This is a genomic window from Streptomyces sp. SCA2-17 (assembly GCF_044336695.1).
Genome location: NZ_CP117521.1, coordinates 32513 through 47676 on the forward strand (window position 1 = coordinate 32513; position 15164 = coordinate 47676).

14 protein-coding genes and 2 pseudogenes are annotated in these 15164 nt (G+C 71.9%); 7 read left to right on the forward strand and 9 right to left on the reverse strand.

The features are described 5' to 3' along the window. Positions 1–8 precede the first annotated feature (8 nt). Positions 9–2420, forward strand: a complete 2412-nt coding sequence (locus PS271_RS00165) for a collagenase (RefSeq protein WP_398378924.1) — start codon at positions 9–11, stop codon at positions 2418–2420. Positions 2421–2490: 70 nt separating this feature from the next. Here the strand turns inward: PS271_RS00165 and PS271_RS00170 are convergent, their stop codons facing one another. Beyond that, positions 2491–3114 carry a dihydrofolate reductase family protein gene (locus tag PS271_RS00170; RefSeq protein WP_398378926.1) on the reverse strand — a complete coding sequence of 208 codons (624 nt, stop codon included), beginning with the start codon at positions 3112–3114 and terminating at the stop codon, positions 2491–2493. A 222-nt stretch (positions 3115–3336) separates the two neighbouring features. Between PS271_RS00170 and PS271_RS00175 the strand changes: the two genes are divergently transcribed. Further along, the gene (locus PS271_RS00175; protein WP_398378928.1) at positions 3337–4656 is read left to right on the forward strand and encodes a tetratricopeptide repeat protein; all 1320 of its coding nucleotides are present in this window, start codon (positions 3337–3339) and stop codon (positions 4654–4656) included. Here PS271_RS00175 and PS271_RS00180 read toward each other — a convergent pair. Continuing rightward, on the reverse strand, positions 4653–5543 hold the full coding sequence (locus tag PS271_RS00180; protein ID WP_398378930.1) for a TIGR03619 family F420-dependent LLM class oxidoreductase: 891 nt from the start codon (positions 5541–5543) through the stop codon (positions 4653–4655). The two genes, PS271_RS00175 and PS271_RS00180, sit on opposite strands and share 4 nt — an antisense overlap. Before the next feature lie 97 nt (positions 5544–5640). Between PS271_RS00180 and PS271_RS00185 the strand changes: the two genes are divergently transcribed. Both PS271_RS00185 and PS271_RS00190 read left to right on the forward strand, forming a co-directional pair. Beyond that, on the forward strand, positions 5641–6141 hold the full coding sequence (locus PS271_RS00185) for a macro domain-containing protein (RefSeq protein ID WP_398378932.1): 501 nt from the start codon (positions 5641–5643) through the stop codon (positions 6139–6141). A gap of 151 nt (positions 6142–6292) precedes the next feature. Next, positions 6293–7215 (forward strand): annotated as a pseudogene (locus tag PS271_RS00190) (phosphotransferase family protein). Between the two features lie 87 nt (positions 7216–7302). Here the strand turns inward: PS271_RS00190 and PS271_RS00195 are convergent. From PS271_RS00195 to PS271_RS00205, 3 genes are all read right to left on the reverse strand, one after another. After that, a complete protein-coding gene (locus PS271_RS00195) occupies positions 7303–7674 on the reverse strand; it encodes a peptidase inhibitor family I36 protein (protein ID WP_398378934.1) in 372 nt (123 codons plus the stop codon). Next, complete coding sequence (locus PS271_RS00200) at positions 7671–8228, reverse strand: hypothetical protein (RefSeq protein WP_398378936.1); 558 nt, start codon at positions 8226–8228, stop codon at positions 7671–7673. Before PS271_RS00200 ends, PS271_RS00195 begins: the two co-directional genes overlap by 4 nt. 219 nt (positions 8229–8447) lie before the next feature. Further along, a complete protein-coding gene (locus PS271_RS00205; protein WP_398378938.1) occupies positions 8448–9659 on the reverse strand; it encodes a cytochrome P450 in 1212 nt (403 codons plus the stop codon). Between the two features lie 272 nt (positions 9660–9931). Here PS271_RS00205 and PS271_RS00210 point away from each other — a divergent pair, with 272 nt between their 5' ends. Beyond that, positions 9932–10414 carry a hypothetical protein gene (locus tag PS271_RS00210; RefSeq protein WP_398378940.1) on the forward strand — a complete coding sequence of 161 codons (483 nt, stop codon included), beginning with the start codon at positions 9932–9934 and terminating at the stop codon, positions 10412–10414. Positions 10415–10489: 75 nt separating this feature from the next. Here PS271_RS00210 and PS271_RS00215 read toward each other — a convergent pair whose 3' ends face one another. Continuing rightward, positions 10490–10975, reverse strand: coding sequence for a ribonuclease domain-containing protein (locus tag PS271_RS00215; RefSeq protein WP_398378942.1), 486 nt, complete (start codon positions 10973–10975; stop codon positions 10490–10492). Between the two features lie 184 nt (positions 10976–11159). Between PS271_RS00215 and PS271_RS00220 the strand changes: the two are divergent. Continuing rightward, positions 11160–11831: pseudogene (locus PS271_RS00220) on the forward strand (NADPH-dependent F420 reductase); the annotation flags it as partial. Here PS271_RS00220 and PS271_RS00225 read toward each other — a convergent pair. Beyond that, positions 11821–11976, reverse strand: a complete 156-nt coding sequence (locus PS271_RS00225; RefSeq protein ID WP_398378944.1) for a glycohydrolase toxin TNT-related protein — start codon at positions 11974–11976, stop codon at positions 11821–11823. The pseudogene PS271_RS00220 and the gene PS271_RS00225 sit on opposite strands and share 11 nt — an antisense overlap. 54 nt (positions 11977–12030) lie before the next feature. After that, positions 12031–12717 (reverse strand): DUF5701 family protein, encoded by a 687-nt coding sequence (locus tag PS271_RS00230; RefSeq protein WP_398378946.1) that lies wholly within the window; start codon positions 12715–12717, stop codon positions 12031–12033. A 134-nt stretch (positions 12718–12851) separates the two neighbouring features. Between PS271_RS00230 and PS271_RS00235 the strand changes: the two genes are divergently transcribed. Beyond that, on the forward strand, positions 12852–13478 hold the full coding sequence (locus PS271_RS00235) for a TetR/AcrR family transcriptional regulator (protein WP_495656742.1): 627 nt from the start codon (positions 12852–12854) through the stop codon (positions 13476–13478). A 36-nt stretch (positions 13479–13514) separates the two neighbouring features. Here PS271_RS00235 and PS271_RS00240 read toward each other — a convergent pair whose 3' ends face one another. Further along, positions 13515–15143, reverse strand: a complete 1629-nt coding sequence (locus PS271_RS00240; RefSeq protein ID WP_398378948.1) for an FAD-binding oxidoreductase — start codon at positions 15141–15143, stop codon at positions 13515–13517. Between the last annotated feature and the right edge of the window lie 21 nt (positions 15144–15164).

The following is a 15164-nucleotide window of genomic DNA, read 5'->3' on the forward strand; positions in this document are numbered from 1 at the left end:
GTACATCGGTGTACCGCTCCAGAACCTCGCGCAGACCCCTGCGCGCGTCTCTCCTCACCGCTGCCATAGCAACCGCGCTCTGCGCCACGGCCGTACAGCCCGGTCACGCGGACTCTCCTTCCCCCGCGTCCGCGACCCCGGCCAAGGCCTCCGCCGCGGCACCGCGGGCGGCCACCCGTGCCGACACCCCCACACCCAACCCCTTCGACGAGGTCACCCGCCTCGCCGAGGCCCCCCGGCCGGAGGCCCGGACCCCCTCCGCGCCGGGCGGCCTCACCGACGGACGCGTTCCCGGCCCGCCCCGTACGGACAAGCCGGCGGACGGCAAGGGCAAGAAGGACGGCAAGGGCAAAGCCGTCTCCCCCGCCCCGCACGCCACCCTCGGCTCCACCGCCGTCCCGTGCACCCTCGACGGCATCACCCGCCTCTCACCCGAGCAGTTCGCGGACTTCCTCGCCGACCAGGCGGTCACCGCGGACGGCTGCCTGCGCAGCATCCTGTGGACCTGGGACCAGCGGCTGGCCCCCGTCATGTCGCGGGAGCACGTCCAGGCCGTCTCCCGCCGCATCGAGGGCCTCGCCTCCGCCCACGACGGGAAGAACGGCAGCCACCTGCTGGAGATGTTCACCTACCTCCACGCGGTCGCGTACCACGACTTCTCGCGCACCGAGATCGACATCACCGACGCACCGACCGTCGAAGCCATGCGGCGCGCTGTGGACGCCTTCGGCAGCGCCGCCCGCACCTTCGACGTCACCCGCAGCAACGCCGAATCCCTGCGCGAGGCCCTCTACGCGGCAAGCGCGCCCGGGCTGCGCCAGTACCAGCTCCCCCTGATGAAGCGCGTCCTCGCCACGATGGACGCAGCTCACCCGGCGACCGCCAAGGACGCCTCCTGGGCCGGCGCCGCGCTCGCCACGCTCTCCCTCAGCTACCTCGGCGTCTACCCCGGCAACCACGACAGCGCTTTCCAGGCCGCCGTCGCCTCCGACTCCGCCTACCGCGCTGCCCTCAAGGCCTTCGCCGGCTACACCCATCTCAAGGGCACGCCCAACGCGTGGGTGGTGCGCGACGCCGTCGGCGAGTACGGGCGGCTGGGCCAGGTCGACGCGCTGAAGAGCGAGATCACGGCCGGTCTCGGCGGCGTGCTCTCCACGGTCGTCGGCAACTTCGGCGAGGGCAGCGAGCCGTGGGGCAAGGTCGTCACCTGGCTCAACGAACTCGGCGCGTGCAAGCAGTACGGCGTGTGCAAAGCGGACATCGAAGCCCGCCTCTTCCCGCAGACGTACACGTACGACAAGGGCGGCATCAGCGTCCGCACCGCCCTGCCCCGGGCCACCGTCGACAAGCTCTACTACGCGAGCAAGCAGGTGAAGGCCCAGTTCCACCGGGTCCTCGGCACCGAGGAGCCGCTTGCGGGCGACACCAATGTGACCCTGAACATCGTGCTGTACGCCTCGCGCGCCGACTATGAGATCTACCACCCGCTGCTGACCGGCATGGGCACCAACAACGGCGGCGTCTACATCGAGAAGGGCGCCACCTTCTACACGTACGAGCGGCGCGTCCCGCAGGACTCCACGCTGACGCTGGAGGAACTCTTCCGCCACGAGTACACGCACTACCTCAACGGCCGCTGGGCGGTGCCCGGCTTCTTCGGCGAGGGCCCCTGGTACCAGGGCGACCGCACCACGGCGATGGACGAGGGCACGGCGGAGTTCTTCGACGGCTCCACCCGCGACGACGGCATCAAGGTCCGCAAGTCGCTGGTGCAGGGCATCATCAACGACACGGCCGGTGGCAAGCCGCGCATGACCGTCGACCAGTTCCTGCACGCCGAGTACGACCGGGACGGCTTCCGCTTCTACAACTACGCCGGCACGTTCTTCGAGTTCCTCTGGAACGAGCACCCGTCGCTGCTCAAGGAGATGTACGGCTACCTCCGCGCCGACGACGTGGCCGGCTTCGACGCCTGGCGCAGCCGCCTCGGCCGGGACGGCAACGTGCAGCGCGCGTACGACACCTTCCTCGACCAGCAGATCGCCAAGGTCGGCGACCTCTACGTCCCGGCGACCTCGTTCACGCCCGTGGACCGGCTCGACGCCGGGCACCCCGCCACCGTGCGCGCCTCCTTCAAGGCGACGACCGGCATGCAGCCCGACTGCCGCGCGGCCGGCTCCCCGGACCGCCCCCGGTTCGTCTGCACGGGCCGCATCACCGCCAACCTCAGTGACCCGGGCAACTCCGACCTCGTCTTCAAGGACATGTCCGAGACGGTCGACTACTTCATACTCGACCGTGCGAAGAAGGGCACCAACAACTTCGCCGACATGAACTGCGACTTCGGCAAGGTCGACCTCTGGAAAGACCGGCCCGCCGGGTCGGCGGACTTCAGCTGCGAGGGACCGCTGAGGGGCTGACGCCCACTCATGGCGAGGGGCTTCGGTTCTGCGCCGGAGCGCAGGGCAGGACCGGGGCCCCCGCTTACTCCTACTCCTCCCCCTTCTCTTTCCCCTTCTCTTTCCCGCTGACCGGCCGGTAGGTGGACACCTGTACGCCGGCGGGGCTGGTGGCCGTGGAGACCAGTTCGAGCGGGCGCTGCGCACCGTCGCCGGGGAAGATCGACTTACCACCGCCGAGGAGCACCGGCATGATCACGAGCCGGAGCTCGTCGACCATGCCCTCCCGCAGGAGCGCCCGCACGAGCGAGGGGCTCCCCATGACCAGCAGATCGCCGTCGCCGGAATCGCGCAGCTGCCGGATGCGGGAGACGGCCTCGCCGCCGGGGATGCGCGTGGTGTTGTCCCACGTCAGGTCCTCGTCGTTCAGCGTGCGGGACACCACGTACTTCGGGATGGCGTTCATACGGTCGGCGAACGGGTCCCCGGCCCGCTCGGGCCACGCCGCGGCCATCGTCTGCCACGTGCGGCGCCCGAACAGCAGCGCCTCGGCCTGCGCCAGCGCACCGGCGAAGGCTCCGCCCACCACCTCCGGGTCGAAGAACGGGTGCGACCAGCCGCCGTGGGCGAAGCCGCCGTCGGTGTCCTCCTCGGGGCCGCCCGGCGCCTGCACGACACCGTCCAGACTCATGAACTCACTCACCACGATGCGCACAGGAGGTTCTCCTCGTTCTCAGTACTGCTGTCCGGCAGCACGTCACAGCGTTGCAACACGTACTCGCGTCGCACGAACGCAGCATCGCACCCACCACTGACAACGCCTCCGGTGACGGGCGACGCGCTTCCGGCGGGCCCGGCGGGGCAGGCTCCAGCATGCACACGAGATCCCTGCGGAAGGACGGTTGAGGCTGTGGGAGCGGACCGGCACGCCCATGCGATGACGCACACCGGCGCCGACGCGGTGCGGCACTACGAGAAGGCGCTGGACCATCTGCTCTTCTTCCGCGAAGAGGTGACCACGGAGGCCCGGGCGGTGCTCGACGCCGCGCCCCGCTCCCCCATGGGAAACGTCCTCATGGCGTACCTGGGGCTGCTGGGCACGGAGGAGAAGGACGCGGCCGGGGCGGCGAAGGCGTTCCGGGAGTTCCGGCAGGCCGTACCCGACGCGGACCTGACACCCCGGGAGCGCATGCACGCCGAGGCCGCCGCCGCGTGGCTCGGCGGCGACATCCACCGGGCCGGCGGGGTGCTCGCCGAGTTGGCCGTGGCGCACCCGAAGGACGTACTCGCCCTCGCGGTGGGGCACCAGACCGACTTCTTCACCGGCAACGCCGTCCTGCTGCGCGACCGCATCGGCGGCGCGCTGAGCGCCTGGGACGCGAACGACCCCCACTACGGCCTGCTCCGGGGCATGTACGCCTTCGGCCTCGAAGAAGCCGGCCACTACGGCCTCGCCGAGCGCGTGGCCCTGGAGGCCGTGGAGCGCAACGCGCGCGACGTGTGGGGCATCCATGCCGTCGTGCACGCGTACGAGATGCAGGGCCGGTACGAGGACGGCATCCGCTACCTCGATGCCCGCAGGGACGACTGGTCCGACGGCAACTACCTCAACGTGCACAACTGGTGGCACTACGCCCTGTACGTCCTGGAGACGGGGCGCACGGACCGGGTCCTGGCCGTCTACGACACCGCCCTGCACCACAAGAACTCGGCCGGCGCGGCGATGGAACTGCTCGACGCGGCGGCACTGCTGTGGCGGCTGCACCTCGCGGGGGCCGGCACCGGCGACCGCTGGCCCGCCCTCGCCGACGCCTGGGAGCAGCGGCGGGACGGCGCCTACTACGCCTTCAACGACGTCCACGCCGTGATGGCCTACGTCGGGGCGGACCGCCTCGCCGACGCCGAACGGCTCATCCGCGACCGTGAGGCGTGGCTCCGGGACGCCGGGCCGGGTGCGTCTTCCGCTCCGTCCAACGTCCCGATGACGGCCGAGATCGGCCTGCCCGTCTCCCGGGCCCTCGTGGCGTACGGGAAGCAGCAGTACGACGCGGCCGTCGACCTGCTGCTTCCCCTCCGGCACCGCTTCCACCTCTTCGGCGGCAGCCACGCCCAGCGCGACGCCCTCCAGAAGACCCTGGTAGAGGCCGCCCTGCACGCGGGCCGCCTGGACCTGGCGCGCACCCTGCTGAGCGAACGCGTCAGCCTGCGCCCGCAGTGCCCGTACGACATGGGCGTCCGCGCCCGCCTCGCCGGCTAGAAGCCGGAGCGCACGCGTTCGAGAACTTTGATGCCGAGCTCCAGCGCCCGGTCCGGCGTCGGTACGGACTGCTGGAGGTCGATGAAGCAGCCGTCGGCGCCGGAGTCCCGTACGTCGGCGAGGACCGCCGCGATGTCCTCGCAGGAGGCGTCCGCGCCCGGGTTGTGACGGATGTGCTGCTGGAGCGCGTCCGGGTCGCGCCCGGCTTCCTCGGCAGCGCGCCGGGCCGTCGCCCACAGCCCGGCGCGGGCCTCGGGCGGCAGGGTGATGCCGACCCAGCCGTCGGCGCGGCTGCCGATGCGGCGCATGGCGGCGGCGGAGACGCCGCCCAGGAGGACGGGCGGGCCGGGCCGCTGGACGGGGTGCAGGCCGAAGTACGAGCGGGGGATGGTCCAGTGACCCCCTTCATGACCGAAGACATCCTCACTCCAAATGCCATGAAGAATGTCAAGAATCTCGTCGAGTCGGGCACCCCGCTTGCCGAAGTCGGAGTTGACGGCGGCGTGCTCGTCCCGCATCCACCCGATCCCCAGCCCCGCGTCCAGCCGGCCGTTGCTGACCTGGTCGACCGACGTGAGCGTCCGCGCGAGCAGCAGCGGCGGGTACCAGGGCGCGTTGAGCGTACTGGTCCCGAGCCGCACGCGGCTCGTGGCCGCGGCGGCGACGGTGAGCACGGTGAGCGGGTCCAGGGCGGTCTTGAAGCCGGGCGGGTAGGGGTTGTCGGGGGTGTACCCCGGATACAGGTCACTGGGCGCGACGGGCGCCAGCGCACGATCCCCGACCCACAAGGAGTCGAACCCGGCAGCCTCGGCATCCCGCGCGAACCCGGCGACCAGGTCGGCGCGGGCATGACTCCCGAACTGAGGAAGAGCGATCCCAATCTTCATGCCCTCATCCTGACGAGCCCGGGCCCCAAGGCCAAGGTTTACGGCCGTGGCCGCCGGAGCCGGGCCGGTTGTCAGACCCGGGCAGTAGCTTGCGTACATGAGCACTGAGATCGCATACGTGCGCGGTGACGCGACTCTGCCGCACGGCCCCGGGCCGAAGGTCATCGCCCATGTCTGCAACGACGCGGGCGGATGGGGCGCGGGCTTCGTCGGCGCTGTCTCGCAGCGGTGGCGGCAGCCGGAGGCCGCGTTTCGTGCGTGGTACCGCGACCGGGCGACCAGTGGCTTCGCCCTGGGCGCGGTACAGCTCGTCCAGGTCGAGGACGAGCTGTGGGTAGCCAACATGATCGGCCAGCACGGGATCCGTACGCGCTCCCGCACCCGCACGTCCGGCGAGGCGCCCGTTCGCTACGAGGCCATAGCCGAAGCACTGGCGTCACTCGCGGACGAGGCAGCGGCCCTGGGCGCGTCGGTCCACATGCCCCGGATCGGCTGCGGACTGGCCGGCGGCCGGTGGGACCGCATCGAGCCGTTCGTCACCCGGCACCTGACCGGACGCGGGATCGCCGTGACGGTCTACGACTACGACGCGGCGTAGGCAGGCGGCTTGCCGTCCGTGCCGGCGAGGCACAGGCCGATACCCGCTGCGACCCTCGGCCGCCTGGCGGCCCGTCACCGCGGAACCCCGTAAGGGATCCGGCCGTAAAACCCCGTTGCCCCTCTCCGGCCGTCGGCCTACGGTCCTGATCATGCTGCCGACCGTGGAAACAGACGAACAGTGGGATGCGGTCGTACCGGACGAGTCCGTGATGCGGCCCGGGGTGGAGGATCTCTGCGGGCGGCTCGGGCTGGGCGGTGCGCCGCTGGTCCGGTTCGCGGAAGGGACGCAGCCGGTCTACGCGGTGGGCGATGAGCACGTGCTCAAGCTGTTTCCCGGGTCCGCCGCCCGGGACGGCGTCGTCGAGGGGCGGGTGCTGTCGTACGTCCACGGGCGGCTGCCTGTCGCGACGCCGCAGGTGCGCGCGTTCGGTCCGTACGAGAACGGCTGGCAGTACGTCCTGATGTCCCGCCTGGGCGGCGAGAGCCTGGCCGGCGCCTGGGACCGGATACCGCGGGCGGGCCGTGAACGGCTCGTTGAGGAGATCGGCGAGGCGCTGGCCGAGCTCCACTCCCTCGACCCCGGCCCCCTGGAGGACGTGCTGGGCCCCGGGGGCTGGGGCGCCTTCCTGGCCGCCGGCGCGCGGGCGCCGTGGCACAGCAGCGCGCACGCGGCCTGCCGGCGGACTGGCTGGAACAGATCCCGGAGTTCCTGGACTCGGTCCCGCTGCCGCGTGCACCGCACCGCTCCCTGCTGCACACCGAAGTGATGCGGCAGCACTTTCTGGTCGATCCGGACGGCCGGCGCCTGACGGGGCTCTTCGACTTCGAGCCGGCCATGATCGGTGACCGCGCCTACGACTTCGTCGGGGTCGGCCTGTTCGTCACCCGGGGCGACCCGGACCTGCTGGCCCGGCTCGCCACGGCGTACGGCCGGACGTTCGCGCCGGCCGAACTGCTCGCGTACACCTTGCTGCACGTGTACAGCAATCTCCCCTGGTACCTGCGGGAACTGCCCGCTCCCGCAGACAGGACGCTGCCCTCACTGGCCGAGGCCTGGTTCGGCGTGGCCTGATGCCCACCCCACCCCACCCCACCCCGCCGCACTGCAACGGCGAGGCGGGGCGCGCGGCCCGGTCTACGGGACGGCCTCCGTAGGACGTCAGCAGCCGGAGGTCCACGTGTGGGAGCCGCCCCTGTCGTTCGCGCCCCCGTTGTAGCCGACCTCCTGCCCAGGAGCCAGGCAGAGGGTGACGCCGCCCGTCAGCTCGCGGCCGTCGTAGATCTTGACGTGGTCCTTGACCCCCGGCCCGGAGACGCCGTGGTTCGCCCAGGACGAGTCCTGGTTGTTCATGTTGCCCTCCCACCAGTGGTCGTCGCCGCTGTGCTCGATCTTCATGCCGTCGAAGTTCGCGTGCGTCCAGACGCAGAAGTAGCCGCGGCGGCAGGAGGCCGCCTCGGCGTCGGCCGACGTGGCCAGGACGGTGCCGGTGCAGATCAGGGCGGCGGCGAGGAGGGCGGTCAGGCGCTTCATGGTCGGGTGTCTCCCGTCGTTGGTGGGGTGCGGAGCAAAGTGGTGGCTGCGGCGAGGGCGTGTTCGCGCAGCCGCCGCCAGTCGGCGATCTCTGCGCGGTGCCGGTCGCGGACTTCGGCGAGGCTGCGGTGGGTGTGGCCGGCTTCGGGCTCCAGGTTGTTGACGATCACGGATGTCCGGAACCAGCGGGGCTGGTCGCCGTAGAGGCGCTGCTGGGCGGCGGCCAGGCAGCCGTCGGTGTGGGCGCGTACGACGTGCCCGGTGGGCAGGGCGACGGACAGCTCCGCCGGGCCCGCGCCGAAGAGCGCGTCGGTGACCCGCTGCTGTTCGGCGGCCGGCGGCGGGCTCTGCCCGGCGCGGTAGGGGGTGAGGCCCTGCCGGGTGAGGCACGCGTCGGTGAGGCGCTGAGTGGCCGCCTTGATCACGTCGTCCGGGGCGGCGGGGCGGGGTGGTGAGGTCGTGCAGCCGGTCAGGAGGACGAGACCGGTGACGAGACCGGTGATGGGCGGGGCGGCGGCGGTCAGGGACCGGGCCGCCGGCGTACGGAAGTGCATCACTGGTGCCGTCAGGCCTCGCCGCCCGGGCGATTCGGTTGTTCCAGGAACGCGGGGAGTCGGCGCATGCGAGTGGGTCTCCGGGTGACGGTGATCGGTCCGGGCATGGTCACCCTCTCCACCGTGTGCCCAGCCATGCGCCCCATGCGCCGTATCACCCGAAAAGGCGACCATAGGGACTGGATGTGCGGATGGTGCGTTGCCGCGCGTCGCGCCCGCTCAGCAGGCGACTCGCAGCTCCCGCAGCCCCCGGATGACGAACCCCGGTTTCCACTCCGGCTCCGCGACGAGCCGGAGCCGCGGCGCCCGGCGCAGCAACGCACCGAAGGAGGAGTGGAGTTCCAGGCGGGCGAGGGGCGCGCCCAGGCAGTAGTGGATGCCCGCTCCGAGGCTGATGTGGGGGTTGTCGGTACGGGTGATGTCCAGGCGGTCCGGCGCGGGGAAGCGGGCGGGGTCGCGGTTGGCGGAGCCGAAGAGCAGGGCCACTTCGCTGCCGCGCGGGATGACGGTACCGGCGATCTCGATGTCGTCGAGCACCCACCGTTCGAAGAGCTGCAACGGCGTGTCGTACCGCATCAGTTCCTCGATCGCGCTCGGCAGCAAGCCGGGGTCGGCGCGCAGGGCGGCGAGCTGACCGGGGTTGCGGAAGAGTGCCCACCAGCCGTTGCCCGTGGTGTTGACGGTGGCCTCGTGGCCCGCGTTGAGCAGCAGGACGCAGGTGGACACCATCTCCTGCTCGGTGAGCCGCTCCCCCTCGTCGTGTGCCAGGACGAGGGCGCTGATCAGGTCGCTGCCGGGGCGGGCGCGGCGGTCGGCGATCAGCTCCCGCAGATAGGCGGAGAAGTCGAGCGAGGCGCGCACCGCGTTCCGCGCCGTTTCCTCGTCCGGGTTGAGCTCGTACATCCCGCAGATCGCGGCCGACCAGGGCCGCAGCAGCTTCCGGTCGGCCGCCGGGATGCCCAGCATTTCCGCGATGACGGCCACGGGCAGCGGCTCGGCGACCGCGCCGATCAGGTCACCGCCGCCCGCGGCGAGCAGTGCGTCCACCAGCTCGCCGGCCAGCCGCGCCACGACGGGCGCCAGGTTCTCGACGGTGCGCGGGGTGAACGCCTTGGACACCAGGCGCCGGATGCGGGTGTGGTCCGGGGGTTCGAGGTCCAGCAGGCCGTGGCCGTTGAGGACGTGGAACGGCTCGTGGGCCGCCAGGGGCGCGGTGCGCCCGAACTCCTCGTGAGAGAAGCGGTGGAGGTACGTACGCCCCAGCCGCCGGTCGCGCAGGAGCGCCCGTACGTCCTCGTAGTGCGGTACCAGCCACTGGCGGCTCGGCCCGAACCAGTGCACGCGCCCGGCGGCCCGCAACCGGGCGTATCCCGGGTACGGGTCGGCGACGAACCGGGGGGACCACGGGTCGAAACCGGTGTTCGCATCCATGTGCGGATGCTAGCGGTGGGGGCGTACGGGTGGGCTGCGGGCCCGGAGCGATCGCCCGGAGGCTGGGGTGCTGGGGTGCTGGGGCAGGGGGCTGGGCAGGGGCAGGGGCTGGAGGGCTGGGCGAAACCGGCGCGGCCCCGCCAAAAGGTGTTGCGAATGCGTCATCCCCGGTCATACAGCGGTCAACCTGCGTACGGGGATGCCAATGTCACATGCGGCGCCCCCGGCTCCGGGGACTCCTGTGGATGCACCACTCAACGAAAGGATCTTTCGTGAGGAAGCGGACCACCACACTCGTCGCAGCCGCCGCGCTCTCCGTGCTGGCACTCGCCGGACAGGCGACCGCAGCGACTTCCGGCAACGCCGCCCCGGCCGCCGGGACCGTCGCGGCCAAGACGGTGAAGCCGGTACAGCCGGGCACCACGGCCACGCAGACGCTCTACGCGCCGTTCTCCCTGGAGCGGAACCAGTCGGTGACCTCCAACACGGCCCAGCTCGTCATGCAGTCGGACGGCAACCTCGTCATCTACGACGAGTTCGGCAGAGCCCGCTGGGCCACCGGAACCGTTGGCCAGGGCTGGAGAGCCGTGTTCCAGGAGGACGGCAACTTCGTCGTCTACACCGCCTCGGGCCGTGCCGTCTGGTCGTCCAGGACGGCGGGCCACCCGGGTTCGCGGCTGGCCGTCCAGGACGACGGCAACGTCGTCATCTACGACGGCAGCCAGGCGATCTGGTCGTCCCGCACGAGCCACTGAACCATCTGAGCCGCCTGAGCCACCTGAGCCACCGAAAGAGGCCGGGTCCCGGAAGGGGCCCGGCCCGTCCGTACGTCAGGGGCAGCCCGCGGAGATCTGCCGGAAGGTGGCGTAGTGGTCGCCGCTGTACCAGACGGTGCGGGCGGTCGTGTCGCGTACGAGCCGTTCCGCGTCCCGGTGCCGGCCCGCGGGGCGCGGGTTGACGTCGTACTCGCGGTAGTGGCCGGCCGCCGGGAGGGCGCGGTTGAGGTTGCGGTAGACGTTGCTGCCGCGGATGACCAGGCCCGGGCCGGCGGTGTAGTCGGTGGCGCGTTCCGCTCGCGGCCAGTCGAGCCCCTTCCAGATCCCGCACGCGTTCTTGACCTGGGACGGGAACCGCTCGACCGGCCACGGCGGATCCTGGGCACCGGCCTGCCGCGCCACCGCGTGCACGAGGGCCGCGGGGGCGGGATGCACGGAGGCCTTGGGGACGGGAGCCGGGGGTGCGGAGGTAAGAAGGCCGAGGGCCGGCAGGAGGAGGGCGCCGGCGGCCGTGCGCCAGGGGTCTCGGAGTGCGGTCACGCCGTGGTCAACGGGGCCGGGTGCCCGGGGGTGCAGGGGATCACCCTGCCGGCGTCCTCCCTTGGGCCGTGTGGTGGACGCCGGCCTTCAGGAGCAGCACCTCACGGGAACGCACCGGAATAGACCCTGAAACCCCGGAGTTGGGCACGAACACGGCGACACCGCCGGCACATCACCAGCCCTCGAAGGACCCTCCATGAAAATCGGCATCATCGGCGCCGGAAACATCGGCGGCAACCTCACTCGCCGGCTCACGGCCCTGGGCCACGACGTGTCCGTGGCCAACTCGCGCGGCCCGCACACCCTCGCCGGACTCGCCGCGGAGACCGGCGCGACCCCCGTCACCGCCGCCGAAGCGGCGCGGGGCGCGGAGGTCGTCGTGGTGACCGTCCCGCTGAAGGCGGTCCCCGACCTGCCGTCCGGCCTCTTCGACGAGGCCGCGCCGGGCGCCGTCGTCATCGACACCGGCAACTACTACCCCAAGGAGCGCGACGGGCGGATCGCCGCCATCGAGGACGGCCTGCCGGAGAGCCGGTGGACCGAGCAGCATGTCGGCCATCCGGTCATCAAGGCGTTCAACGGCACCTACGCGCAGGACATCCTCGACAGGCCGCTGCCCGTCGGCCACCCGGAGCGGCTCGCCGTGCCGGTGGCCGGTGACGACGAGGCGGCCAAGGAGGCCGTCCGCCGCCTCATCGACGAGCTCGGCTTCGACACGGTCGACGCGGGCGGCATCGACGACTCCTGGCGCCAGCAGCCCGCCACGCCCGTCTACGGGCTCCGGGCAGGCGTCGAGGCGGTCACCAAGGCGCTGGCCGAGGCGTCGCGCGAGCGTCCGGAGGCGTTCAAGGCGTAACGCGGCGGAGGGCCCTGTCGTCGATGGCCCGCAGGTTGTCCTCCGGCGGCAGGGCGCGCTGCGAGGAGCACGCTCCGGCCGGGGCGAGGAAGCTGCCGTCTTCGCGGCCGAAGCGGTCGTGACGGCGCACGAGGCGCGGAGGCATCGGCAGCGAGCCCGGACGGCCCTGGGCGTCGCGCTCGGGTCCTGTGGCCTTCCCCTACCGCGGCGGCGCGGCGGCGGCGCTGCGGGCGCTCGCCGAGGCCATGCCGAGCCAGGTGTGGGGGTTGCCCTGCCAGCACCAGCCGAGCTTCGGGGCTTTCTCGCTGATCCAGAGGGCCGGGACCCGGCGGTCACCGGAGCGCGAACCACCGAGGGAGAAACACTTGTTCTTCACGAGGACCGAGGGGAAGAGGGTGATGAGCGCGATGCCCTCCTCGATGGTGAGCAGGGTGCGTCCCCGTCCGGCGAGGGTGTCCATGGCCTCGTGGGGTACGGCGCCGCAGAACTCCTCACCGCGCTCGATGCCGAACAGCAGGTAGGGGCCGGCATCCTGGCCGCGTGGAAGCCCGGTGTCCGGGGTGGCGACGAAGCGTTCGAGGGCGCCCGGCTCGAAGGAACGGTCGACGAAGCCGGGGCGGTTTCCGCCGTGGAGGACGGTGCGCGGCATCGTCCCCTCGATGGGCGCCAGGTTCCGGGGGACGACCAGGAGGAAGGGGACGCGGCCGCCTTCGGGGTCGTACGGCTGCGGGCCGTCAGCGGCTCCGTGGGCGACGGCGTCGGCGCGCAGGGGCGCGACGAGGGCACCGAACTCCTCCGGAGCGAGGCCCGCCATGGCCGGATAGCCGAGGTCGGTCAGCGTACGGACCTGGCGGTCGAACTCGGCTCCGGCATGGGTGATCTTCAAACAGTCCTCCTGGTACGCGAGAGCCCGCACCTGAAACAATCTTCCCCTCGGGGGAAATTTACGTCGAGAGCAACTTTACGCGCAGCCGTCCGAGGGAGTCAACGTAAAAATACGTCCGGGGTAAGATTCGCCCCATGGACATGAGGACAGGCCTGCGGGAGACCAAGAAGCGGGAGACGCGGCAGCTGATCTCCGACCACGCCACCAGGCTCTTCCTGCGGCAGGGCTTCGAGGCCACCACCCTCGCGGAGATCGCCGACGCCGCCCGCGTCGCCAAGAAGACCGTCACGAACTACTTCCCGCGCAAGGAGGACATGGCGCTGGACCACCAGGACGAGTTCGTCGCCGGCCTGGCGCGTACGGTCTCCGGCCGGGAACCCGGCGAGTCCCCCTTCGCCGCCCTGCGGCGCGCGTTCCTCTCCGCCGTCGCCGCGCAGGACCCGGTCGCCGGATTCGCCGGAGCGGAGTTCACCCGCATGATCGTCGAGAGTCCCACCCTGTCGGCGTGCCTGCGCGGTCTGCACGACCAGCGCGAGGAGGCCCTGGCCGCGGCCCTCGCCGAGGCCACCGGGGCGTCCGCCGGGGACATCACCCCGCGCGCGGCCGCGGCTCTGCTGGGCGGGGTGCACCGCGTCCTCTTCCAGCGCATCCAGGAGCTCACCCTGGCCGGGCACAGCAACCCCGAGATCGCCGAAGTCCTCGAAGGGGAGGCCCTCCGGGCGTTCGGCCTGCTCGCACCGGCCCTCGCCGCCTACAGGTGAGGGCCGGAGGGCCGGTGAGATCCGGAGGGCCGGTGACTACCGGGGCGGCTGGATCGACAGCGCGTGGCGGAATTCGTTGCGGGGATCCCAGCGCGCCTTGATCTGCTGGAGACGCGGGTAGTGCTGCTTGTAATAGAGGGTCTGCCAGGGCGTGCCGGAGGTGTTCAGGGCCGGGTCCGCGAGATCGGTGTCGGGATAGTTGACGAAGGACCCGTCGCTGACGGCGCCCGGTACCGGCACGCCGCCGGTATCGGCGTACACGGCGCGGTAGAGCCCCCGCACCCATGCCAGGGAGGCGCTCTCCTCGTCCGGGTTCTCCCAGCCGGCGAGATAGGCCGCCTTGAGGATGGAGTCGCGCTGCGCGACGGCCGTCGCGCCGGAGGCGACGGAGGCCACCTGCCCGCCGTAGGAGACGAGCCAGAGCGAACCACCAACCCGGTCGCCGTCCGCGCTCGCCAAGTGGTCGTGGAGCGCGTCGGTCTGCCGGTCCGTGAAGCGCTTGCGCAGGTAGGCGGCCTTGGCCTTGAAGAACGCCGGTGTGGACTCCTGCACGGTCGCGGCGGCCTGCAGCCACGGCTGGTCCAGATGGCTACGGGTGGGCCGCGCCCGCACGCCTCTGCCGACCGCGGCCACGTAGTCGTCCACCAGCTTCCGGGCGCGGGACCCGGTGGAGTCGACCAGGCCGGCGAGATCGACGGTGCCGGCCTTGCGGCTGTTGAGCATGAAGACGCTGAACAGCCCCGCGTAGGCGGAGCCGGGGGCGCTGTTCTGCTCGTGCCAGCTGCCGTGGTTGCGCACCAGCCGGGTGAGCGATTCCTTGTCGAGGTCCTTCCAGGACCACGAAGCGCTGAAGCTGAGCGCGGACGAAGGGGCCCGGGGCAGCAGCCGCGCCGGGTCGGAGCCCTCGGCGCCGGGAGAGCGGAACCAGTATCGGGTGACGATGCCGAAGTTGCCGCCCCCGCCGCCGGTGTGCGCCCACCACAGGTCGCGGTGGGGATCGTCCGCCTCCCGCGTGGCCACGACCGCGGAGGCCTCGCCCTGCTTGTTCACCACCACGACCTCGACGGCGTACAGATGGTCCACGCCCAGGCCGTGTCGGCGCGACAGGGCCCCGTAACCGCCGCCGAGGATGTGCCCGCCCACGCCCACCTCCGCGGTGGCGCCCGCCGGAATGACCACGCCCCAGCCGAGGAACAGCTTCCGGTACGTCTCGCCGAGCGACGCGCCGGGCTCGACGGCGAAGGCCCGTCGCTCCTCGTCGTAGTGGACGGCGGTCATGGGTGAGAGGTCGATGAGGGCGCGCACTGCGGGGTCGTCGACGAAGTTCTCGAAGCAGTGGCCGCCGCTGCGGACGGCGATGCGCCTGCCCTCGCGTACGGCCTGCTGTACGGCTTCGACGACCTGCTCGGTCGACGCGGCCACGCGTACGTAGTCGGGTGAGCCGACGAAGCGCGCGTTGCAGCCGCGGTGGGTGAGCGAGCGGTAGCGCACGTCGTCCGGACCGGCCTTGGCCGGGCTCTGCCGGGGCGGGGCGGCGGCCCCCGCCTCCTTCGCCGCCGCTGCCGCCGCGGGTACGGCGAGCCCCGGCACTCCCAGCCCGGCGGCCGCCGCCCCGCCTAACCCTGCCGCGCCTGCCAGTACCCCGCGCCGCGTCACGTCCGTCATGGTTCTGCTGCTCCCGCCCCG